Source organism: Rhizobium sp. 01N447_2 (genome assembly GCF_056399245.1).
On sequence record NZ_JBFTQY010000017.1, the window covers coordinates 80,883 to 102,245 of the forward strand.

At 60.9% G+C, this 21,363-nt stretch carries 20 protein-coding genes and 1 riboswitch; of the genes, 11 read left to right on the top strand and 9 right to left on the bottom strand.

Annotation, left to right across the window (positions count from 1 at the left end; genetic code table 11):
• Nucleotide 1 precedes the first annotated feature (1 nt).
• The 3 genes from AC1ECN_RS13980 to AC1ECN_RS13990 are packed head-to-tail and all read left to right on the top strand — an operon-like array spanning nucleotide 2 to nucleotide 2,566.
• Nucleotides 2-1,552, top strand: coding sequence for an ABC transporter ATP-binding protein (locus tag AC1ECN_RS13980; protein WP_130693421.1), 1,551 nt, complete (start codon nucleotides 2-4; stop codon nucleotides 1,550-1,552).
• Complete coding sequence (locus tag AC1ECN_RS13985; RefSeq protein WP_018070733.1) at nucleotides 1,552-2,220, top strand: cysteine hydrolase family protein; 669 nt, start codon at nucleotides 1,552-1,554, stop codon at nucleotides 2,218-2,220. The genes AC1ECN_RS13980 and AC1ECN_RS13985 overlap by 1 nt, the downstream gene beginning before the upstream one ends.
• Nucleotides 2,213-2,566 carry a cupin domain-containing protein gene (locus AC1ECN_RS13990; RefSeq protein ID WP_018070732.1) on the top strand — a complete coding sequence of 118 codons (354 nt, stop codon included), beginning with the start codon at nucleotides 2,213-2,215 and terminating at the stop codon, nucleotides 2,564-2,566. Before AC1ECN_RS13985 ends, AC1ECN_RS13990 begins: the two co-directional genes overlap by 8 nt.
• Before the next feature lie 52 nt (nucleotides 2,567-2,618).
• Here the strand turns inward: AC1ECN_RS13990 and AC1ECN_RS13995 are convergent, their stop codons facing one another.
• The 4 genes from AC1ECN_RS13995 to AC1ECN_RS14010 all read right to left on the bottom strand — a co-directional run bounded on the left by AC1ECN_RS13995 (nucleotide 2,619) and on the right by AC1ECN_RS14010 (nucleotide 5,639).
• Nucleotides 2,619-3,410 (bottom strand): amino acid ABC transporter ATP-binding protein, encoded by a 792-nt coding sequence (locus AC1ECN_RS13995; RefSeq protein WP_018486125.1) that lies wholly within the window; start codon nucleotides 3,408-3,410, stop codon nucleotides 2,619-2,621.
• The gene (locus tag AC1ECN_RS14000; RefSeq protein ID WP_018070730.1) at nucleotides 3,407-4,075 is read right to left on the bottom strand and encodes an amino acid ABC transporter permease; all 669 of its coding nucleotides are present in this window, start codon (nucleotides 4,073-4,075) and stop codon (nucleotides 3,407-3,409) included. The genes AC1ECN_RS13995 and AC1ECN_RS14000 overlap by 4 nt, the downstream gene beginning before the upstream one ends.
• Nucleotides 4,072-4,713: an amino acid ABC transporter permease gene (locus tag AC1ECN_RS14005; protein WP_020397455.1), complete on the bottom strand. Its 642-nt coding sequence runs from the start codon at nucleotides 4,711-4,713 to the stop codon at nucleotides 4,072-4,074. The genes AC1ECN_RS14000 and AC1ECN_RS14005 overlap by 4 nt, the downstream gene beginning before the upstream one ends.
• A 98-nt stretch (nucleotides 4,714-4,811) precedes the next feature.
• Entirely contained in the window at nucleotides 4,812-5,639 is an 828-nt protein-coding gene (locus tag AC1ECN_RS14010; protein ID WP_024320254.1) for a transporter substrate-binding domain-containing protein, read from the bottom strand.
• 228 nt (nucleotides 5,640-5,867) lie between these two features.
• On the opposite strand from AC1ECN_RS14010, the gene hutC reads away from it, so the two are divergent.
• The 4 genes from hutC to AC1ECN_RS14030 all read left to right on the top strand — a co-directional run bounded on the left by hutC (nucleotide 5,868) and on the right by AC1ECN_RS14030 (nucleotide 9,544).
• Entirely contained in the window at nucleotides 5,868-6,575 is a 708-nt protein-coding gene (hutC, locus tag AC1ECN_RS14015; RefSeq protein WP_130693419.1) for a histidine utilization repressor, read from the top strand.
• Nucleotides 6,576-6,603: 28 nt separating this feature from the next.
• The gene (locus AC1ECN_RS14020) at nucleotides 6,604-7,542 is read left to right on the top strand and encodes a LysR family transcriptional regulator (RefSeq protein WP_130690480.1); all 939 of its coding nucleotides are present in this window, start codon (nucleotides 6,604-6,606) and stop codon (nucleotides 7,540-7,542) included.
• Nucleotides 7,543-7,652: 110 nt separating this feature from the next.
• On the top strand, nucleotides 7,653-9,008 hold the full coding sequence (locus AC1ECN_RS14025) for an LLM class flavin-dependent oxidoreductase (protein WP_477953254.1): 1,356 nt from the start codon (nucleotides 7,653-7,655) through the stop codon (nucleotides 9,006-9,008).
• On the top strand, nucleotides 9,005-9,544 hold the full coding sequence (locus AC1ECN_RS14030) for a flavin reductase family protein (RefSeq protein ID WP_130769966.1): 540 nt from the start codon (nucleotides 9,005-9,007) through the stop codon (nucleotides 9,542-9,544). The genes AC1ECN_RS14025 and AC1ECN_RS14030 overlap by 4 nt, the downstream gene beginning before the upstream one ends.
• Here the strand turns inward: AC1ECN_RS14030 and AC1ECN_RS14035 are convergent.
• Both AC1ECN_RS14035 and AC1ECN_RS14040 read right to left on the bottom strand, forming a co-directional pair.
• Complete coding sequence (locus AC1ECN_RS14035) at nucleotides 9,521-10,684, bottom strand: aminotransferase (protein WP_024320259.1); 1,164 nt, start codon at nucleotides 10,682-10,684, stop codon at nucleotides 9,521-9,523. The genes AC1ECN_RS14030 and AC1ECN_RS14035 overlap by 24 nt on opposite strands.
• 162 nt (nucleotides 10,685-10,846) lie before the next feature.
• Nucleotides 10,847-13,237: a putative bifunctional diguanylate cyclase/phosphodiesterase gene (locus AC1ECN_RS14040; protein WP_130657776.1), complete on the bottom strand. Its 2,391-nt coding sequence runs from the start codon at nucleotides 13,235-13,237 to the stop codon at nucleotides 10,847-10,849.
• A 105-nt stretch (nucleotides 13,238-13,342) separates the two neighbouring features.
• Here AC1ECN_RS14040 and AC1ECN_RS14045 point away from each other — a divergent pair, with 105 nt between their 5' ends.
• Nucleotides 13,343-14,149: a transporter substrate-binding domain-containing protein gene (locus AC1ECN_RS14045; protein ID WP_477953256.1), complete on the top strand. Its 807-nt coding sequence runs from the start codon at nucleotides 13,343-13,345 to the stop codon at nucleotides 14,147-14,149.
• Between the two features lie 73 nt (nucleotides 14,150-14,222).
• Here the strand turns inward: AC1ECN_RS14045 and fdhA are convergent, their stop codons facing one another.
• A complete protein-coding gene (fdhA, locus tag AC1ECN_RS14050; RefSeq protein ID WP_018070720.1) occupies nucleotides 14,223-15,413 on the bottom strand; it encodes a formaldehyde dehydrogenase, glutathione-independent in 1,191 nt (396 codons plus the stop codon).
• Between the two features lie 219 nt (nucleotides 15,414-15,632).
• A riboswitch (cobalamin riboswitch) is annotated at nucleotides 15,633-15,833 on the bottom strand.
• Between the two features lie 140 nt (nucleotides 15,834-15,973).
• The gene (locus AC1ECN_RS14055) at nucleotides 15,974-16,897 is read right to left on the bottom strand and encodes a DMT family transporter (protein ID WP_018070719.1); all 924 of its coding nucleotides are present in this window, start codon (nucleotides 16,895-16,897) and stop codon (nucleotides 15,974-15,976) included.
• A 112-nt stretch (nucleotides 16,898-17,009) separates the two neighbouring features.
• Here AC1ECN_RS14055 and AC1ECN_RS14060 point away from each other — a divergent pair, with 112 nt between their 5' ends.
• Nucleotides 17,010-17,885: a LysR substrate-binding domain-containing protein gene (locus AC1ECN_RS14060; RefSeq protein ID WP_026170795.1), complete on the top strand. Its 876-nt coding sequence runs from the start codon at nucleotides 17,010-17,012 to the stop codon at nucleotides 17,883-17,885.
• Here AC1ECN_RS14060 and AC1ECN_RS14065 read toward each other — a convergent pair.
• Entirely contained in the window at nucleotides 17,860-18,960 is a 1,101-nt protein-coding gene (locus tag AC1ECN_RS14065) for a GlxA family transcriptional regulator (protein WP_245483721.1), read from the bottom strand. The genes AC1ECN_RS14060 and AC1ECN_RS14065 overlap by 26 nt on opposite strands.
• Between AC1ECN_RS14065 and bcoG the strand changes: the two genes are divergently transcribed.
• Together bcoG and AC1ECN_RS14075 are read left to right on the top strand one after the other, a co-directional pair.
• A complete protein-coding gene (gene bcoG / locus AC1ECN_RS14070) occupies nucleotides 18,959-19,861 on the top strand; it encodes a 3-dehydrocarnitine:acetyl-CoA trimethylamine transferase BcoG (protein ID WP_477953259.1) in 903 nt (300 codons plus the stop codon). The two genes, AC1ECN_RS14065 and bcoG, sit on opposite strands and share 2 nt — an antisense overlap.
• A gap of 7 nt (nucleotides 19,862-19,868) precedes the next feature.
• A complete protein-coding gene (locus tag AC1ECN_RS14075; RefSeq protein ID WP_477953261.1) occupies nucleotides 19,869-21,359 on the top strand; it encodes a carnitine 3-dehydrogenase in 1,491 nt (496 codons plus the stop codon).
• The last annotated feature ends 4 nt before the right edge of the window (nucleotides 21,360-21,363 follow it).

Below are 21,363 nucleotides of genomic sequence, written 5' to 3' on the forward strand. Positions count from 1 at the left end.
AGTGAGCACAGTCCGCGACACGCCCCTTCCGCAAGCCGGCAAGGCCGTCGGCATCGAGACGCTCGATATGACCATGCGTTTCGGCAGCTTCACCGCGCTCGACAACGTCTCGATCGCCGTTCCGGCCGGGTCTTTTCACGCGCTTCTCGGCGAAAACGGCGCCGGCAAGTCGACACTCGTCAAATGCATCATGGGCTTCTATCACGCAACGTCAGGCTCGTTGTCGGTCGACAGCCGCGAGGTGGCGGTGGCCTCGCCCAAGGATGCCGCGGCCTATGGGCTCGGCATGGTCTACCAGCATTTCACACTGGTTCCTTCTCTGACCGGTGCGGAAAACCTGGTCATCAGTCGTACCGAAGTACCCGCGGTGATCAATTGGGCCAGGGAACGCAGGGATCTGGCGGAGTTCATGGAACGTATGCCGTTCAAGATCCCGCTCGACAGGCCGGTGAGCGAGCTTGCTGCCGGCGAAAAACAGAAGCTCGAAATCGTCAAGCAGCTCTATCTCGGCCGCTCCTTCCTCGTGCTCGACGAGCCGACCTCGGTGCTGACGCCGGCCGAAGCCGATGAGATGCTCGGCATCGTCCGTGGGATGACCGAGCGCGCCGAGCTCACCGTACTGATGATCTCCCACAAGTTCCACGAGGTGACGAAGTTCGCTGATGCCGTCTCGATCCTGCGGCGCGGCAAGCTGGTCGGCACCGGCAAGGTCGGCGAGCTCTCCACCGCCGAGATGGCGGCGATGATGATCGGCGACGTCAAGCTCGCCGAGCTCGACAGCCGTCTGCCGGTGGCGGAAGCGGCCAAATCCGTGCTTACTGTAAGCCAGGTGAAAGCTCCGGATCGCTCCGGCCTGAAGACGATCGAGATCGACGCGCTTACGGTCCGCTCCGGCGAGATCGTCGGCATCGCCGGCATATCGGGGAACGGCCAGAAGGAGCTGACGGAAATTCTGGCCGGCCAGCGCCCGACCGATAGCGGCCAGGTCATGGTCAATGGCGAAACTTACGGCGCCACCCGTGACGAGACCCGCAAGAACAGGGTGCGTTTCATCCCCGAAGAGCCGTTGCAGAATGCCTGTGCGCCCAGGATGACGGTGAGCGAGAACCTTGCGTTCCGCACGTTCGACTTGAAGCTGGACGGCACGGACGCGGTCTGGCTGAACAAGGGCAGCATGAAGAAGCGTGCCTCGGCGCTGATCTCCGACTTTAAGGTCAAGACGGCCTCTTCCTCCTCGCCGATCGCAGCCCTCTCGGGCGGCAACGTGCAGCGGGCGGTGCTCGCCCGAGAACTGACGGGCGATGTCGATCTGCTGATCGTCTCGAACCCCTGTTTCGGCCTCGATTTCTCGGCCGTTGCCGAAATCCGCGCCCGGATCATGAAGGCCCGCAATTTAGGTGCCGCGGTGCTGCTGCTCTCTGAAGACCTCGATGAACTGCTCGAGATGTCCGACCGCATCATGGTCATTTCGGAAGGCAAGCTGGTTTACGAGACACCGGCGCGCTCGGCCGATATCGGCGTGATCGGCGCTCACATGGCGGGACATCACTGATGATGGGGATCAAGGCAGAACCCTTCGCCTTTCCGGTGAAGCACGATGAGCTCGCCCTCATCGTCATCGACATGCAGCGCGATTTCGCCGAGCCCGGCGGCTTCGGTGCAAGCCTCGGCAATGATGTCAGCCGCATCACCAGGATCGTGCCCGATGTCAAACGCCTCATCCAGGGCTTCCGCAATGCCGGCCTGCCTGTGATCCATACGATGGAGTGCCACCGGCCTGATCTCTCCGACCTGCCACCGGCCAAACGCGATCGCGGCAATCCTGCGCTCAGGATCGGCGACGAAGGCCCGATGGGCCGCATCCTGATCTCGGGCGAACCCGGCACGGCAATTCTTCCGGAGCTCGCTCCGGTGAAGGGCGAAGTCGTCATCGAAAAACCCGGCAAGGGCGCCTTCTACGCGACCGACCTCGGCACCGTGTTGCAGCAGAAGGGCATTCGTCAGCTCGTCTTTGCCGGTGTCACCACCGAAGTCTGCGTGCAGACGACGATGCGCGAAGCAAACGACCGCGGCTATGAATGCCTGCTCGCCGAGGAGGCGACGGAAAGCTATTTCCCCGAATTCAAAGCCGCCGCCATCGCCATGATCCGCGCCCAGGGCGCGATCGTCGGCTGGACCGCCCATGTCGACGACATTCTGGAAAGCATTGCCCATGCCTGAAACGACCCGCGAACGCCTGACGTCAGGCGGCTGGAAGGAGTTGGAATTCAGCCCTTTCCGCGATGCTGTCACCATCCACTGGATCCGCCCCTTCGAGGGCGATCAGCCGGGTGTGGCGCTGTTGAAATATGAGCCCGGCGCCTCCGTTCCCCGCCATCGCCACGAGGGGCTCGAGACAATCCTGGTGCTCGATGGCGTTCAATCCGACGAGACGGGCGATTACATCAGCGGCAGTTATATCGTCAATGCGCCGGGCAGCGAACACTCGGTCTGGAGCGATACCGGCTGTATGGTGCTCATCCAGTGGGACCGGCCCGTGAAAATACTCGAAGAGGAAATTGCGTGAAGCCGACGCCAGCGGTGGAAGGTGTGTCCGACGTCGGGCAAGGACATGAACGTCACAGCAGCATCGAGGCTCCGCGATCGATATAGGTATCCAGGAATTGCTCGAGCCGGGGGTTTCTCGGTCGTTTGAAGACGTCTTGCGGCGGGCCGGTGAACAGCACCTTGCCGTGATCGAGAAAGACGATCTGCTGGCCGACCGTTGCTGCAAATCCGATCTCGTGGGAGACGACGACCATCGTCATACCCTCGGCGGCGAGATCGCGCATGACGTTGAGCACTTCGCCGGTCAGCTCGGGATCGAGTGACGAGGTCGGCTCGTCAAAGAGCATGATCTTCGGGTTGAGGGCAAGTGCCCGGGCGATAGCGACGCGCTGTTGCTGCCCTCCCGAGAGCTGCGACGGATAATGCCCTGCCCTGCCCTCGAGGCCGACCTTGACGAGCTGGGCCATTGCCCGCTCCTCGGCGTCCTTGCGGCTCATCTTGTGAACCGTCTTCAACGCCTCGCTGACATTGCCGAGCGCGGTCATATGCGGCCAGAGATTGAACTGCTGAAAAACCATCCCGATCTGCGATCGAATCTGCCGGTTCACAGCCGCCGGCACCCGCTCACGGACACCCTTTGCGTTTTCCGCAAAGCCAAGCACCTCGCCATTGACGGTAATCGTCCCCTTCGTCGATTCCTCCAGAAACGCCATGCAGCGCAGCAGCGTACTCTTGCCGGATCCGGACGGGCCGATGACGCAGGAAACCTGCCCCTGCTCGATTTCGAGGTCGATGCCGTGCAGCACGGTGGAACCGCCGAACGTTTTGACGAGATTTTTGACTGCGATCGCAGGAACGCTCATATGTTGAAAAACCTGAATCTGGTGAGTTTCGTTTCGGCGAGATGGCCGAGCCAGCCGGTGATTTCGACCAGTACCCAATAAAATAGCGCAAGGACGAAGAGCGCCTCGACGAAAGCATATTGCTGCGAGCCGATGGCACTCAGCGTCGCCGTCAACTCCGGCACGGTGATGATGGATAGCACGGCCGTCTCCTTCATCAGGATGATCGTCATGTTGACCGAAGGCGGCAACACCAGCATGGTCATCTCCGGCAGCAATATGCGCCGGATAATCTGACCTTGTGTCAGGCCAACGCACAGGCCCGCCTCGATATGTCCCTTCGGGACGGCGGCAAAGCCCGAGCGGAATATCTCACTGAAATAGGCCGCGCCGTAGATGGAAAGGCCGACGATGCCGGCCGGGATCGGATCGAGCGACAATCCGACGAAGGGGCCGCCATAGTAGACGAGGAATATCTGAATCAGGAAGGGCGTGCCGCGCAGCACCGCGATGACAAGGCCGAACGCCCTGTCCAGCAGCACGCCGCCAAAACGTCGCGCCACAGCGACAAGGAAACCCAGCACGGCAGCGGCAAGGGTGGTGACGATCCAGATGAGGATGGTGACCCACGCACCGTTGAGGATCTCCGGCAAGTTGCTGAAAATCACATTGGTATCGAAGGTCATCGCGGCACTCCCGGCAGGGAGCGTTCGATCAGGCCGCCCGCAAGCGCAACGATCCAATTGATGACGAGATAAATCAGGCCCGCGGACGCAAAAATCTCAAGCGGCAGGAAGGTGCTGCCGGCAAGGTCCTGAGCCATGCGTGTCAGCTCGACGATTCCGACGACGGAGACGAGCGACGATGCCTTCAGAATAAGGATTGCTTCGTTGACGAGCGCCGGGAAGGTCAGGCGCAGGGCGATCGGCGCCCTGATCCGGCGGAAGATCTGAATGGGAGTCATGCCGACCATTTCGGCAGATTCGACCAGGCCCACGGGAACGCTGGAAAAACCACCGCGTAGATTTTCAGCCTGATAGGCAGCAGTACACAAGGAAAGGCCAACGACGGCCGCAACGATGCTCGGCACGTTGATGCCAATCACCGGCAGCAGATTATAGATCAGCAACAGCTGCACCAGCAGCGGTGCACCACGAAAGAAACTGATGAAAATCTGCGCCGGCAGCACGAAAAGCCGTTGCCGTGAAAGCAGCATGGCGGAAACAATGATGGCGATCGCAAAGCCGATCAGAATTGAAACCACGCTGATCGTCACCGTATAGATCGAGGCTTGCAGAAGCAGTTCGAAAAGCTTGATGGACATGGGCGGTGTTTGCCTGGGCGCTGCGGCCGTTAACTTTGATCCCACGGCGGACTGCGCCCCGACCGATGGCGGGGCGCGTTCGTTTCACCGGCGGCTAATCAGAATGCCGGGTCCTTGACAGCGTCCGGCGTATCGAAAGATGCACCGAACCACTTCTTTTGCAGCTCTGCCATACGTCCGTCTGCCTTGATCTTGAGCATCGCGGCATCGATCGCATCCATCAGGGGCGCATGATCGGCATCCTTGAGACCGATGAAGCCGAAATAGGACTTCTTGCCGAATGGCGGCAGGACGACTTCGAAGGTGCCTTTTCGCTGGCTGGCGACGAAGGCGATATTGGGCAGCGAGTTGGCAACGCCGGCAATACGGCCGGCCGCGAGATCAGCGTAGGATTCGGTAAAGGCTGGATATTCGCGCACATCGACTTTGGTCGGCAGCGTGCCGGAGAATTCCTTCAGCTGGTCGAGCTGGGCAGTTGCCTTGCCGACACCGATCGTCTTGCCGGCAATATCTTCCGGCTTGCTGATCGTCGTGTCGCCGGCCTTCTTCAGGATGGCAATGGTCGCTTCGGCGATCGGCGGCGTGAAGCGATAGCGCTCCATGCGCTTCTTGGTGATCGTTGCAGGACCTGCCACGACATCGAACTTGCCGGCCTCAAGCGCCGGGAAAACACCGTCCCAGGGAAGCGCCACCCACTCGATCTTGACGCCAAGTTCCTTGCCGATTTCGGCAAAGAGGTCGACGTTCAAGCCGGTATGTTCACCGGCATCGATATAGTCGAACGGCGCAAAAGCCGTTTCGGTGCCAACCTTGAGGGTGCCGGCTGCCTTGACGGCTGCCAGCGTGTCGGCTGCATGGGCGGAAACGGCTGCTCCGATGAGGAACGCAGCGCCGACCAGACCCTTCAGCAGTGAATTTGCCTTCATGATCATCTCTCCAGTTTTTATTCCCCCGGCGGAGGAGTTTTGGTTCCCGACTTCGATTTCCTCTGCGCGGATTTCTACGCTCCGCTTTTGACTATACAAATAGATATAGGCTGGCCTAGAGTGTCAATGTAAAAGACGAGGAACGCAAAATTTGTGCCGGCTGCCGTCGATCTCGCTGGCATGACCGTTCCGGAATTTATCTTCGTTGACGCCGGATGAGGTGCGAGCTTGGTGTCGATTTATCAGCGTATTTTCACGGATGTCGAGACGAAGATCATCAGCGGCGATTGGCGGCCCGGTGACCGTATTCCCGTCGAGCACGAACTCGCGGCGGAATATCGGTGCTCGCGGATGACCGTCAGCAAGGCGCTGTCGGCGCTCGCCGAGCGCGGCATGATCGTCAGACGGCGCAAGACAGGTTCGTTTGTCGCATCGCCCCAGATCGACCGCACGGTGATGGATATTCAGGATATCAGCACCGAAGCGGAACTGGCCGGGCACGAACACCGCTTTGAAATCCTCGCCCGCAAGGTCGAGCGCCTTGGAGAGGCGGAGGCGCAGCAGCTGTCGGAGCCTGCCGATGCAGAAGTCCTCAGGCTTCAATGCCTGCATATCGTCGATGGCAGACCGAATGCCATCGAGCGGCGGATCATCATGCTCGATGCTGTCCCACGGGCGAGAGACGAGAGCTTTGCTTCAATTCCGCCCGGCAAATGGCTGCTTGACGAGGTTCCCTGGTCCAAGGCCAAACATATCATTCGCGCCGTTTCGGCCGACACCACGACGGCGCGGATCCTGCAGACGGAACGCGGCGAGGCCTGCCTTAGCCTCATCCGCCAGACCTGGCAGAACGGTCGGACGGTGACATATGTCGAGTTTACCCATCCAGGCGACCGGTTCCAGTTCGCCGGGACCTTTCATCCGATGGCAAATTGAGTGGCGCAAATCACGAGAGGCTCCGCAAGTGACCGATGAGCGCTTCAAGACGATCCCGCTGAAGGGCTTGCAAGCCTTCGAGGCCGTGGGGCGCTGCGGCGGCGTGACGGCCGCAGCATTGGAACTCAACGTATCGCCGGGAGCAATCAGCCAGCAGGTTCACAAAATCGAAAGCTTCCTTGGCGTTTCGCTTCTGGAGCGTAGCGGACGAACCGTCGAGCTGACTGCCTGGGGCCGGCTCTACCACCAGGAGATATCGAAGGGATTTGAGCAATTCGCGCTGGCCGGGCAACTGCTGGAAAAGGCGCGTAATCAGACAGCATTGGTCCTCAGCGCGCTTTCCTCCGTCGTCAACAAATGGATCGGCAGGCGCATCTTCGACTGGCAGGCGCTTCATCCCGACGTGCAGGTGAGAATCATCGGACGTGACAAAGAGCCCCGCATCGGCTTCGACGATATCGATTTCCGCGTGAGCTACGGGTCGGACGTGCTGCAGCACGAACATTATACCGAGCTGTTTCGCGATTGGGTCGTTCCGGCCTGCTCGCCGGCGCTGATGCAGGATCGCGCGCATGCGGCGCGCGATCTCTTCGAACAACCCCTCCTCCATGTCGAGTGGGAACGGCACTTCACCCCCTATCCCAGCTGGGCGGAGTTTGCCGCCAAGGCCGGCGTCTCCTTCGATGCGTCGACGCCGGGCCTCTCTTTCACCCTGTCGAGCAGTGCAATTGACGCCGCCGTCAACAAGCGCGGCGTCGTGCTTGCACAAATGTCGATGATATCAGATGAGCTCGAAGCGCAAACGCTCGTCATTCCGGTCGACCTGCGCATTGCACTGCGCGAAAGCTATTTTCTCGCCTGGGATCGGGCGGCGTTGCAGAAGCCCTATGGGCGCGAATTCCGCAACTGGCTCATTGCTATTTCCCGTCAGCAGGCCGTGGCGTCGGCGCCCCAGCCGATACTTTAGAAAAACTAAAACGGAACTCAGCTGCGCGATATTGATGAAAATTTGCGCCTGGCGATAATTTGCGCAGTCGCCTTTCCTTGGCGGCATGGCCGACATAGCAGGAGAGCTCGATGGCGCGAACCGACAAGATGAAACTCGGGACTTTCGTCTATACTTTCGGCTTTCACCCTGCCTCCTGGCTGCATCCGGCAAGCGATGTCAATGGCGCCAACGACTTCGCTCATCTGCTCGATGTCGCCAAACGATCCGAGGCGGCCAAGTTCGATTTCATGTTCATGGCGGATTCTCCCGCCGCCGCCGTCGGCGATCCGCAGGCGTTGGCCCGCATTCCAACCAAGATGAACCGTTTCGAACCGCTGTCGCTGCTTTCGGCGCTGGCGGTCACCACCAACGATCTCGGTCTCGTGGCGACGGTGTCGACGAGTTATTACGAGCCATACAATGTCGCGCGCCTGTTCGCCTCGATCGACCATCTGAGCAACGGCCGCGTCTGCTGGAATGTCGTCACGTCAGACCATGACGAAACCGGCTACAACTTCAATCGCGAGGGGCTCGATCCGCATGGCCTGCGTTACGAACGCGGCAACGAATTCGTCGATGTCGTGTTCGGCCTCTGGGACAGCTTCGAGGAAGGCGCACTGCTGCTCGACCGCGAAAACGGCATCTACTACGACAAAGACAAACACCACACGCTCAATCACAAAGGTAAACACTTCCAGGTTCGCGGACCCCTCAACATCGCGCGAACGCCCCAGGGCCGCCCCGTCATCGCCCAGGCGGGCGGTTCGGAACCTGGAATGGACATGGCGGCACGCACGGCCGAGATCGTCTTCAGCCTCGCATCGAATATCGAGCGCAACCGGGCCTTCTACGAAAACGTCAAACGCCGGATGCCGGCCTTTGGGCGCGATCCCGACGACCTGAAAATCATGCCGGGCATCGTGATCAACGTCGGTGAAACTGAAGCCGAGGCAAAGGCGAAGGTGGATTATCTGATCGACAAGATGCATCCGGATGTCGGCCGGCTGATGCTCTCCGAATTCCTCGAAGCGGACCTGCGCGATGTCGCTCTCGACAAGCCCTTCCCCCTGGATCGGCTGCCGGCGGCGCCGAAGGGATCACGCGCCCTGTTCGACGAGCTCGTCGATTTCGTGAAAAGCGGCCACACCGTCGGCGAACTCATCCGGCACTATGCCGAGAAGCATACCGGAAACGGCATGACAGGCACGCCGGACCAGATCGCCGACTTCATGGAGGAATGGTTCGAGACACGTGCGGCCGACGGCTTCATCCTGATGTTTCCGACCCTGCCGTCCAGCCTCGACGACTTCGTGCGGCTTGTCCTGCCCGAGCTTCGGCGCCGCGGACTGTTCCGCGAGGAATACGAGGGCAAGACCTTGCGCGAAAACCTCGGTCTTTCAATGCCTGTCAATCGCTTTGCCAAAACACAAGAGCCAGCCCGATGAGTGTCGAGGCTTTGATCAGCGAAGCGGACTTCAAGCTTTCGATGCGTCATCTGGCAGGTGCCGTCAGCGTGGTTACGGTCGGCGACGGGCAACATCGCACCGGCTTCACGGCAACGTCGGTCTCCTCGCTTTCGGCAGAGCTGCCGTCCGTCATCGTCAGCGTCAACCGCGCGTCTTCCTCATGGCCGGCGCTACAGCGGTACGGCTGCTTCTGTGTCAACGTGCTCGCCGCCGACCAGCAGCAGGTGGCGCAATCCTTTGCCGGTCTTGACGGCCGAAAGGGCGCCGAACGCTACGGCGATGCAGGATGGTATCGTCTCAAGACCGGCGCGGCGGTCCTTGAAAATGCCCTGACGGTCTTGGACTGCAAGCTCGAAACCGCATTCCACTACAATTCCCATGCCGTTTTGGTCGGACATGTCTGCGCGATGGAAATCCGGCAGGGCATAGGGCCGCTGCTTTACTGGCGCGGCGGCTATCATGAACTTCCGGCGGAGGTTGATCAAAACGGTCTAGCGAAGGCGCTCGGACAATAGCCCGATCGAGGCGACATCCGCATTGGCAAAGGCAAGTCTGAGATAACCCTCCTGCCTCTCGCCGAAATAGGCGCCGGGTAGACAAACGATTCCGGATTCCTTGGCGAGTTTTTCGGCAACCTCCGAAGACGATTTATCGGCGTAGGGATGGCGGACAAAGGCGAAATAGGCGCCGATCGCGGCGATCTCCCAATCCGGCAGCCCGGAAAAGACCAGCCTCAACGCCTCCGCCCGACGAGCAATCTCCAACTGGTTGCCGGCTCGCCACTCGGCGAGCGCCGGAATGGCTGATGCAACGGCGATCTGAGCCGAACGCGGCGCGCAGATCTGCATATTGTCCATCACCTTGGCGATCTCGGCGACAAGTTTGGGGCCTGCCGTGATTGCACCCAGTCGATGACCGGGAATGCAAAAGGATTTCGAAAAGCTGTAGAGAAGAACGAGCGTGTTCTCCCAGGCCGGTTCGGAGAGAAGAGAGTGCGGCCGTCCGTAATTCTCGCCAAGAAAATCGCGATAGGTTTCATCGAGGATCAGCCAGGCGCCATATTTCCGGCAAAGCGCAAAAAGCTCGTGAAGCAGACTTGCGGGATACACCGCTCCTGTTGGATTATTGGGTGTCACGACGGCAAGCATCTTCGCGCCGGCCGCAAGTGCAGACTCGGCTGAATTCAGATCGGGAAGAAAGCCGCCGGCAGGGTCGCAATCGACCAATCGACGCCCGATCCCCAGCATCGATAACGTCGTGTCGTGATTGAAATAGAAGGGGTTGGTGAGCGCGACCGTATCGCCGGCTCTCGCCAGCGCAATCGCCGTGCACATGAACGCCTGATTGCAGCCGGCGGTCATGTGGATGTTGCCGGCGGAAATGTCGGCGCCGTAAAGCGCGGCAAGGTGAGCCGCGTAGGTCTTGCGCAATAGAGGTTCGCCCTCGATCGGCCCGTAGCCTGTCATAGCCTGTTGCCCGGCCGCCTCGCCAAGGAGCCGAAGCATCTCCGGATGCGCGGGATAGCCTGGAACGGCCTGCGACAGATCGATGAGCGGCCCCTTTCCCCCTTTGTATTCGCGGCTCCAGGCGACGACGGAAGGAATGGGCGGGGCAGAGAGGCGGGCAACGAGCGAATTGGGTTTTGCAGCGATCATATCTATTTCTCTTTGATACCGATTGCTACAACGATACCAATTGCTTTCTCAACCTCTTTGTCTGACGAGACGGACCTGACGCAGAAACGCGCATGCGCCTGGTGTCGTCCGAAACTGCTCACACTTTTCGGCATCATGCTTTAGCGGGAGATCAAAAGCCTCTCAGGCAACGGCGCCTGGAGCGGTCGCCAGTAACCCGGCGCTCTCAGCTTTCCGGAAACTATCAAGGTCGCCAAGAGGAACCGGTTTGGAAAAGAAGTAGCCTTGGAGGTCGGTGCAGCCGAGGGCGGCCAGAAAGTCGCGTTGATATTCGGTTTCGACCCCTTCCGCCGTCGTCGAGATACCGAGGTTGCGGCTGAGCGCGACGATGGCGCCGATGATGGCCGCCCCGTTGGCTCTTGTGCCGAGCTGCGAGACGAACGATCGATCGATCTTGATGCGGTCGATATCGAAGCGCAGCAGATGGCTGAGACATGAAAAGCCGGTTCCGAAATCATCGAGCGAAATCTGGACACCCTGGCTGCGCAGCGACTTCAGCACCGTATAGACGTCCGAGTTATCCTCGATGAGCGAGGACTCGGTGAGCTCGAGCTCGAGCCGGGACGGCGGCAGGCCAGTCTCCTGCAGCACTGCGAATACTTCCTCGGCAAAATTTGGCCTTCTTAACTGGGCGGGAGACACGTTGACCGCAACAAACGTGTCTTCCGGCCATTTGCAGGCGGCTCTGCAGGCTTCACGCAACACCCAGAAACCGAGAGCGTCGATGAGGCCGCCCTCCTCGGCGACGGGGATGAAGCTGGCAGGCGTCAACAATCCGCGCTGACTGTGACGCCAACGCACGAGAGCCTCTGCACCCGATGCCGAATATCCTGCCTCAGCGCGATGTACCGTTTGGTAATAGACCTCGAGCGATCCGAAGTCGGGCCGGGCCTCAATCGGACCGGATTGTGGACCGTCAGCCGATGAGGTCATGCCTTTGGCCAAAACCTCCCGCAATTCGTTCTTGAGAATGTCGCGCGCATTCCTGCCGCCGTCCATGGAGGGTGAATAGACGCGCCACTGGCCCCTGCCGCCCATCTTGGCTTCGTACAGCGCGACGTCGGCGTAGCGCATGATGTCATCGGCATTCCGCCCGGCGTCTGGCACAACGGTCACGCCGATCGAGCCGCCGACGCGCGCGACCGCCTCGCCCCTCAAAAGCGGGAAGGGCTTACCAAGTTCGGCAACGATCGCGTCGCATATTGCCGGCAACAGGTGATCATGATCTTTGATGTCCCGGAGAAGCAGGGCGAATTCGTCCCCTCCGAGCCGGGCAAGCGTGTCGCCCGGACGAAGCAGGGAGCGGATCCGCTCCGCAGCCATCCTGATGAGTTCATCGCCGGCGGCATGGCCGAACGTGTCGTTCACGGCTTTGAATCGGTCCAGGTCGAGAAGCGCGACTGCCGAGCGCTCGGCTGAATTCTGCGTCTCGGCCAGGCACTCGTCGAACCTGATCGCGAACAAGGCGCGATTGGGAAGGTCGGTCAGCACATCATGCAAGGCAAGCTGTCTTGCATGCAGCTCGCTTTTCTTCAACTCGCCGAGACTGCTTCGCAGGCGCACCAGCAAGACCGAGAACAGGATCGCGATCACCATGGCGGCTATCGAAAGCGCCGGCATCAATCGGCCGATCACCCTCGAACCTGGAAGATCGGGCCGCCAGACGATGAAGCCGATCGGTTCGCCATTTGCCGTGGCGTCGATCTGGAACGCAACCTCGTTTTCGTCTGCATCGGCCGTGCGCGCGAAGCGCGCGCCGTTGAGGCCCTGTTGCCGGCTCAATTCGTCCAGCGCCGCACCATCGATAAACCGCACGACGATCAGGAACTGCCGCATCGTCTGCCGTTGCCGCTCATCAGCTTCGTTGATGGCGACGACGCCGACGATCGTCGGCCGACCTTCCAGCCGCATCAGATTGGCCAACGCAGTGTTGGAGCGCCCTGGGCTTGCAAGGCGGCTTTCCATCGAGGACGGCGTTCTTTCGTTGGAAACCGCGCCTTGTCTTACCCCAAGGCGGGCATCGTGAAGGAGAGGCAAAAAGAGAGGCTTCATCCAGCGATAACGCTTTTCCGTTTGGGCGTCCGCCAGCATCAGCAGTTGCGCCTTCTCGTCGACGACGAAGGCCTGATCGTAGCCGAAGGCGGACATTGCGGTCTGGCTGATCGCGCTCCCGGCGGCCGCTGTCAGAACCGCATCGAGACTGGAGGAACCTCCGCTTGACCGGGCAGCCGGATAAACACGGGTGAGGTAGCCGTTGCCGAACTGGCCGATGACATGCGCGACTTGATCGACCTGTTCCCGCAGGCGGGCATTCACAAGCTGGCGCTGTCGATCAAGGGCGGCAGCGTCGCTCTCGGTTCCCGCCCACAGTGCCGAAAGCACGACCAGTCCGATCGCTCCAAGGCCGCTGACGGCAATCAGAAACAGAATCCTCCCCGAAGCGATCCAGGATTGCTGAAACGTGCTGGAGCTGGAAGGAAGAACGATCTGCAAGCCTAGACCCCTGAACACCACGACACGGGCGCATTGGTCGACGCTAACAAAGAAGCGTTCACGTAGAATTAAAAGCTGCGGCGCACTATGGGGCGAGATCGAATACGCCCCAAGGAGCTCCCGACGATGTTGCGCAGATCCCTTCACACTATAGTGCGCGGAGCCCTGATGACGGGCGCGGTGGGAATCCTTCTCGCCGCTGCCTTGCCGCTCCAGCTGGCTGCGCAAGATCGCATGCCGATGAGAATTGCCGTCGAAGGTGCATTTCCGCCCTTCAACTATCTCGATGCAAATAACAATCTTCAGGGCTTCGACATCGATATTGCCAATGCGCTGTGCGAGGTTGGCAAGTTCGAATGCCAATTTATCATCGAGAAGTGGGACGACATCATCCCCGATCTCGTTGCCGACAAATACGACGCGATCATCTCATCCATGTCGATGAGCCTTGAGCGGCGTCAAAAGGTTGCTTTTACCGAAAAATATTACAACAGCCCGTCGGTGTTCATCGCCCGGAAGGATTCGTCGATCAGTGACGTCAGCCCAGCCGCCCTCAGCGACAAAATTCTTGGGGTGACGTCGTCGACAGCGCAGGAATCCTATGCCAACCATCTTTATCCGGACATGAAGAAGACGGTTTTTCGCTCTTCGCCGGAATTATACAAGGGGCTGGCGGATGGGAGTGTCGACATTATCCTCGAGGATAAACTCGCCATCTACGACTGGATTGCCAACACCAAGGCCGGAAGCTGCTGCGAGTTCAAGGGGCCGGATCTGGTCGACATCACATATTTTGGCGAAGGCGCCGGGATCGCGCTGCGCCTGGATGACAAGGAGCGTCTGACGCGCCTGAACGAAGCGCTGAAGAGCATCAAGGCGGACGGGACCTATGACATGATCAACGCCAAATATTTCCCGTTCAGCATCCAGTAATTCACCGGCCGATTTTCGAGAATGCGGGACGGTCGGGCTGTTGCCCGACCATCCCTGTCTTCGGTCGTGAGCGCTACGCGGCTTTCGCGACCTCTCCGTGCGGATCGAGGATATATTTTGTCGCTGCTCCATGGTCGAAGCTCTCATATCCAGCGGCGGCATCGTCGAGCGGGATGACCTTGGCGTTGACGATATCGGCAATCGGCAGCCGGTCGTGGAGGATCGCCTGCATGAGCTGGCGATTATATTTGATCACCGGTGTCTGGCCGGTGTGGAAGGACTGCGCCTTGGCCCATCCGAGGCCGAAGCGGAGCGACAGATTGCCGTGCTTGGCAGCGTTGTCGACGGCGCCCGGATCCTCGGTAACGTAGAGGCCGGGAATGCCGATCGAACCCGCGGCACGGGTAATCTCCATCATCTGATTGAGCACGATCGCCGGCTGTTCCCCGCCGGAATGGCCGCGTGCCTCGAAGCCGACCGCATCGATGGCGCTGTCCACCTCGTTGATGCCGACGACCTGCGCAATCATGTCGCCGAGACGGTCGCTCTTCGACAGGTCGATCGGCTCGAAACCGACCTTCGCCGCATGCGCCAGACGGTCCTTGTTGAAATCACCGATCATCACGACAGCGGCGCCGAGAATGCGAGCCGAAGCCGCAGCCGCAAGGCCGACGGGGCCGGCGCCTGCCACGTAGACGGTCGAGCCGACGCCAACGCCTGCCCGCACCGCGCCATGAAAGCCCGTGGGCAGAATGTCGGAGAGCATGGTGAGATCCCGGATCTTCGCCATTGCCTTGTCCCGATCGGGGATCTTCARCAGGTTGAAATCTGCGTAGGGAATGGTGACATAGCGCGCCTGTCCGCCGATCCAGCCACCCATGTCGACATAACCGTAAGCGCCACCGGCGCGGGCCGGGTTTACCGTCAGGCAGACACCGGTATCTTGAGACTTGCAGCAGCGGCAGCGGCCGCAGGCGACATTGAAAGGCACCGAGACGATATCGCCGATTTCGAGCATCTCGACGTCGATGCCTTTCTCGATGATCTCGCCGGTGATTTCATGACCGAGGATGAGGCCCGGCATCGCTGTCGTGCGGCCGCGGACCATGTGCTGATCGGAGCCGCAGATATTGGTCGAGATCACCTTAAGGATCACGCCGTGTTCGATGCGGCGGCCGTCGGGCGCTTCCAGCTTCGGGTCGTCGATGTCGCGAACTTCGACCTTGCCCGGCCGGAGATAGACGACGCCTCTATTTTTGCTCATGGATTCCTCCCACTTGTTTGAAAGCCTCGATCTGCAACCGATGCAGTCGATGGCGACTTCCCTCCGGCCTGCCTCCTCTGCAGCCCGGTGTCCACAACACGAGGATACCGCCGCACCGGGCGATATTCGAATTTTCAAAACGGACAGATTGGATGCAGAAGTGAAGTGAACGCCACGGTTTTTGCCTGTCGTTCCGCTCGTGACCGTCTGCCGCAATCCGTCGATCTGCTGCGTAAGAGCTGGTTTCCGGCTCCAGAATCTCCTTCCGATCCATCTCGATATCTTTCCGGATGTCTATCCGGCGATTTCCTTGAGGATTTCAGTTCTTCTACCGCTGCGGGGCAGCGCCGGCGTCGGGCCGGCTTCCCAATGGTCCATTTCGCCAGTTTGCGAGATAGCGCCTTGAACACTACAAACAAACCATGCCTGACGGAAAACAGCGATCAAGAAAACGACATGGGTGCAACTCAAAGACGACAGTCGCAAAGTCGCAATAGCGCTGCGTAGCGGAAATAATTGATCCCGCGAATACGGCGGTTTTCCGGTTCGTCCCGGAAGATTTAATCGCCGCCTAAAGACTTTAGCCGCGAGGGGCGCCGGCTGCGGTTGAAGTCGACGGCCGTGTGCCAGAGCACGGCGCCGAGGATGATCGCGCCGCCGAAAAAGGTGGCGACGGGCGGCTGTTCGGAAAACAGCAGCCACACCCAGAAGGGCGTGAGCACAATTTCCATCGTGCCGATCAGCGCCGCCTCGGCCGGCGGCATCCGCTTGGCCCCGGCAAGGAAGAGCACCAGCGCGAGAGAGAAATTGGTCGCACCGAAGGCGGCGAGAACGACCCAGTTGTGCAGGTCGAGCGAGCCGACTGAACCGAACGGGGCAAAGATGGCCAGCGTCAGGAAAGCGCTGACGACGGTCGGAGGCAGGCTCGGCACGCCGGGATTGATGCGCGGAATGATGATGACGAGCGCGAAGGACGCCGTCATGCCGAGCGCCAGCAGATCTCCCACACCAGTGCCGCCGCCGATCGACGAGGCGACGATGACCGCGACGCCGAAGAGCGAGATGCCGCCGGCAATCAACGTCCGCCTSGAGACCCTCTCCTTGAGGATGACCCAGCCGAGCATGGCCGCGATGAAGGGCGCGGTCGCATAGATCATCGTCACATTGGCGACGGTGGTCATGTAAAGCGCCCCGATGAAGCATACCTGACTGAAGGTCTGGCATGCGATCATGGCAAGACCTGTGGGATGGAAGACGGATCGCCATTGCCGCCGTGAGATGCCCCCTTCGAGGAAAAGGCAGGGGATCAGCAGGAACAGGCCACCGAACAATGATCGCCAGGCGATCGCCGTCCATACGTCGGTCGTCAGGAGTCGCGAATAGACGCCGCTCGCGCTCCAGGCAAGTGTCGCGGCAATGATGAGAAGCACACCCTTCTCGTGCTCGCTGCCTGCGAGGCGTCTGGCCGGATTTTCAATTGTCACGCAGATATTCTCAAAGAAGGAAGTCGAACGCGGCTTATTTGTGCGTCAAGAATTGACATCAGGCAAACGAATAGTAGAGATAGCTGTCATCGAGTTTTTTAATGGCTTCCCCATGCACGAGCCGATTGAGAGCGACCTGCTCAGAACCTTCCTGGTCGTTGCCGAGACTTCCAATTTCTCCGCGGCCGCCCAGCGCATCGGGCGGACGCAATCGGCCGTCAGCAGCCAGATCAAGAGGCTCGAGGAGACGATCGGCGAGACTCTCTTCGAGCGGGGCGCCCGCGGCGTGCTGCTCACGCGCCCGGGCATACAGCTCGTGCCCTACGCCCGCCGGATCATCGATCTCTTAAGCGAGGCCGCCGCGACGATCCGCAGCAAGCCGCTGGATGGGCCTGTGCGCATCGGAATTCCCGAGGAATACAGCCAGACGGTGTTGCCGGCGGCGCTCGCGGCTTTCGCCGTTCGCCACCCGGCCGTCGAGGTTACCGTGTCCTGCGACTATACAGTCCGCAACCTCGCCGCCCTCGAGCGGGACGAACTCGATCTGGCCGTCGTTTTCGACTGGAGCGATGAGACCAAAGGCGAGGTCATCTGCATCGATCCGACAGTCTGGGTCACATCCATGGTCCATCGGTTGCACGACATCGATCCCCTGCCCATTGCGACCTATCGCAACTCCACCTGGTCACGTGATTATGCGCTCCGGTCGCTGGAGCAGATCGGCCGCAACTACCGGATCGCATTCATTGCCGATACGGGCTCTGGGCTGAAGAACGCCGTGATCGCAGGCCTTGCCGTCACAACGCTGTGCCGCAGCAACATTCCGCCCGGCTGCCGGGAGCTGACTGCCGAAGACGGTTTTCCGCCGGTCGATTCCTCCAAGGTCGTGCTCCGTCGGAGCACTTACCGTTCCAGCGAGGCTGTGCGCGAACTTGCCGATATGGTGCGGGAAGCGTTCCAGCCTATGCCGGCGCTTCCGATGGTGTGATGCGGCGGCGCAAACGCCGCCGGGTCTCCGACGGGCTCTCGGAAAAACTCGCCCGGTAGCTTCTCGCAAAGGCAGAGGCTGAGTTGAAGCCGGTCGCTGCCGCGATGTCGGCGAAGGAGGCTGTCGTCTCGATCACCTTGCGGCGCGCCGCGTTCAGGCGCAGCGCGAGATAATGCACATGCGGCGGCGCGCCGATGCTCTGCTGGAAGAGATCCTGCAGATGCCGGGCGCTGACGCCTACCCTGCGGGCCAGCCGCGCGAGGACTAGAGGCTGCTCGACATGCTCCTCCATCAGCCGCACCGCCTGCGTCACGCGGGGATCATGCAGGCGCAACCCCGCCGAGGCTGCGGAAAGCTGCTCGTCCGCATGGAAGGAGGGCTGCTCGTAACGGAACAGCCGGCTGACTTCGAGCGCCAGCGAATAACCCTGCCTTCGTCTTATCACCTCAAGCATCAGGTCCACGGTCGGAAGCGAACCGGAGGTCGTCAGCCGCTTGGCATCGATGACGAAACGATCCTTGACGGCCCGCACCTCGGGATAGGCGAGCGCAAAATCCTCGTAATCCTCCCAGTGAACGGTCGCCGGCAACCCGTCGAGCAGGCTTGCCTCGGCCAGCAGCCATGTGCCGGATTCGATGCCCGCAATCATCGTGCGGTAGCGAGCGGCCTGCGAGAGCTGCATCTTCAGCGCCGGTGTCGCGCTGCGGCGCCAGTTGTAACTCGCAAGCACGAAGAGCGGCGCTTCGTCCCTGGTCGCCTGGAAAACCCCGTTAGCGGGTATCGCGATATCGCTGGTGGTCGGAACCGGCGCTCCGTCCGGCGTGAGCAGCCGCCAGCGATAAAGCTCGCTGCCGGAGATGCGGTTGGCGCCGCGCAGCGGCTCGATGACCGACGCGATCAGGATCAGGTTCGCATCCGGCAGGATAAGAAGATCGATATCGAGCCGCTCCGTCGATCGTTCCAGCAAGGCCACCTCCTCGGATTTCCGATAATGTATCAATTGCCTCCAAAAATGCAAAGCATCGCCGCCGATCCTGTCGCGTAATGCAGACAAGACGAGGGAGAACAAAAACATGCCTCTTGCCATGAACCGCGATGTTTTCATCACCTGTGCCGTCACCGGCGCCGGCGACACGGTGTCCAGATCCAGCCACGTGCCGATCACTCCCAAGCAGATCGCCGAGTCCGCCATCGATGCGGCAAAGGCCGGTGCCGCGGTCGTTCACTGCCATGTTCGCGATCCGGAAACGGGTTCCGCCAGCCGCCGTAACGATCTCTACAGGGAAGTCACCGACCGCATCCGCTCGGCCGATGTCGACGTCGTCCTCAATCTCACCGCCGGCATGGGCGGGGATCTGATCTTCGGGGATGTCGAAAGCCCCCTTCCCCTTAACCCCAAGGGCACGGATATGGCCGGCGCCACCGAGCGCGTCAGCCATGTCGCCGAATGCCTGCCCGAAATCTGCACGCTCGACTGCGGCACGATGAATTTCAACCTCGGCGACTATGTCATGACCAACACGCCGGCCATGCTGCGGGCGATGGCGAAGAAGATGACGGACCTCGGCGTGCGGCCGGAGATCGAGGCCTTCGACACCGGCCATCTCTGGTTTGCCAAGCAGCTTGCCGAGGAAGGCCTGATCGAAGATCCGGTGCTGATCCAGCTCTGTATGGGCATTCCATGGGGTGCGCCCGACGATCTCAATACCTTCATGGCAATGGTCAACAACGTGCCTCAGAGCTGGACTTTTTCGGCCTTTTCGATCGGCCGCAATGCCATGGCCTATCCAGCGGCAGCCGTTCTGGCGGGCAGCAACGTGCGCGTCGGCCTGGAGGACAACCTCTTCGTCGGCAAGGGCCAGCTCGCCACCAATGCTGAGCTCGTCGAAAAGGCCGTGCAGGTGGTCGAGGGCATGGGTGCGCGGATCATCGGTCCGGAAGACGTTCGCAAGAAACTCAAACTGACGAAGCGCTGAGGGCTGCATGACAGGGATCAACAAGGCGGCATGCATCGGCGGCGGCGTCATCGGCGGCGGATGGATCGCGCGTTTCCTGCTGGCCGGGATCGACGTCGATGTGTTCGACCCGCATCCGGAGGCGAGCCGCATCGTCGGCGAAGTCATCGCCAATGCCGAAAAAGCCTATGCCATGCTGACCGGCGCACCCCTGCCGCCGCGCGGCAGGCTCACCTTCTGCGAGACGCTGGAAGAGGCTGTCGCCGGCGCCGACTGGATTCAGGAAAGCGTGCCGGAAAGGCTCGACCTCAAGCGTGGCGTGCTGAACGAGATCGACGCCGTGGCACGGCCGGACGCCCTGATCGGCTCTTCGACGTCAGGTCTGCTGCCGACCGATCTGCAGCGCGACATGAAGCATCCCGCGCGCCTCTTCGTCGCCCATCCCTATAATCCCGTCTATCTGCTGCCGCTCGTCGAAATCGTCGGCGGCGAGAAGACCTCGGCTGCGACCATCAAGGCAGCGATGGAACGCTTGCCGCCGATCGGCATGAAGGGCGTCCACATCGCCAAGGAGATCGAGGCTTTCGTCGGCGACCGGCTGCTCGAAGCGCTCTGGCGCGAGGCCCTGTGGCTGATCCACGACGATATCTGCACCGTCGAGACGCTTGATGACGTCATCCGCTACTCTTTCGGCCTGCGATGGGCGCAGATGGGCCTGTTCCAGACCTACCGCATCGCCGGCGGCGAGGCCGGCATGCGCCACTTCCTCGCCCAGTTCGGCCCCTGCCTTGCCTGGCCCTGGACCAAGCTCACCGATGTCGTCGATCTCGACGATGCGCTGATCGAAAAGATCGGCCAGCAATCCGACGAACAGGCGGCCGACCTGTCGATCCGCGAACTCGAACGCATCCGCGATGAAAACCTCGTCGGCATCCTGCAGGCCCTCAAGGGCGGCGATGGCGGCAAGGGCTGGGGCGCCGGCAAGCTGCTGAAGGACTTCGAGCAATCGCTCTGGGCACAAGGCGGCGGGACGACGACGTCTTTCGACCCGTCGAAGCCGCTGAGGCTCGTCGAGACGAAAGTCAGCCCTGCCTGGGTCGACTATAACGGCCATATGACCGAACACCGCTACCTGCAGGTTTTCGGCGATACCTCGGACGCGCTGCTGCGCCTCGTCGGCGTCGACGTCGCCTATGTCGAGGCGGGACACAGCTACTACACGGTGGAAACCCACATCCGCCATCTCGGCGAGGCGAAGCTCGGGCAGGCGATTCATTCGACCTGCCGGATCCTCTCCGTCGACGACAAGCGGCTGCACGTCTTCCACACGCTTCACGATACGGCGACGGGCGAGGCCATTGCCACCGCAGAGCACATGTTGCTGCATGTCGACAGCAAGGCCGGTAAGGCCACTCCCGCGCCGGCCGTCATTCTCGACAAGGTCAAGGCGATCGCCGAAGCGCATGCGAATTTGGTCGCGCCTGAAGGCGTCGGCCGTTACGTCGGCCAGAAACGGTAGGAGG

Bases quoted from the DNA above. Each gene is read 5' to 3' on its own strand.
- AC1ECN_RS14075 (WP_477953261.1), top strand. From the start codon at position 19,869: ATGACAGGGATCAACAAGGCGGCATGCATCGGCGGCGGCGTCATCGGC.
- AC1ECN_RS14000 (WP_018070730.1), bottom strand. From the start codon at position 4,075: ATGACCTTCGATACCAATGTGATTTTCAGCAACTTGCCGGAGATCCTC.
- AC1ECN_RS14065 (WP_245483721.1), bottom strand. From the start codon at position 18,960: ATGTTTTTGTTCTCCCTCGTCTTGTCTGCATTACGCGACAGGATCGGC.
- AC1ECN_RS13990 (WP_018070732.1), top strand. From the start codon at position 2,213: ATGCCTGAAACGACCCGCGAACGCCTGACGTCAGGCGGCTGGAAGGAG.
- AC1ECN_RS14030 (WP_130769966.1), top strand. From the start codon at position 9,005: ATGAGTGTCGAGGCTTTGATCAGCGAAGCGGACTTCAAGCTTTCGATG.
- AC1ECN_RS14060 (WP_026170795.1), top strand. From the start codon at position 17,010: ATGCACGAGCCGATTGAGAGCGACCTGCTCAGAACCTTCCTGGTCGTT.
- bcoG (WP_477953259.1), top strand. From the start codon at position 18,959: ATGCCTCTTGCCATGAACCGCGATGTTTTCATCACCTGTGCCGTCACC.
- AC1ECN_RS14005 (WP_020397455.1), bottom strand. From the start codon at position 4,713: ATGTCCATCAAGCTTTTCGAACTGCTTCTGCAAGCCTCGATCTATACG.
- AC1ECN_RS14035 (WP_024320259.1), bottom strand. From the start codon at position 10,684: ATGATCGCTGCAAAACCCAATTCGCTCGTTGCCCGCCTCTCTGCCCCG.
- AC1ECN_RS14010 (WP_024320254.1), bottom strand. From the start codon at position 5,639: ATGAAGGCAAATTCACTGCTGAAGGGTCTGGTCGGCGCTGCGTTCCTC.
- AC1ECN_RS13985 (WP_018070733.1), top strand. From the start codon at position 1,552: ATGATGGGGATCAAGGCAGAACCCTTCGCCTTTCCGGTGAAGCACGAT.
- AC1ECN_RS13995 (WP_018486125.1), bottom strand. From the start codon at position 3,410: ATGAGCGTTCCTGCGATCGCAGTCAAAAATCTCGTCAAAACGTTCGGC.
- AC1ECN_RS14025 (WP_477953254.1), top strand. From the start codon at position 7,653: ATGGCGCGAACCGACAAGATGAAACTCGGGACTTTCGTCTATACTTTC.
- AC1ECN_RS14045 (WP_477953256.1), top strand. From the start codon at position 13,343: ATGTTGCGCAGATCCCTTCACACTATAGTGCGCGGAGCCCTGATGACG.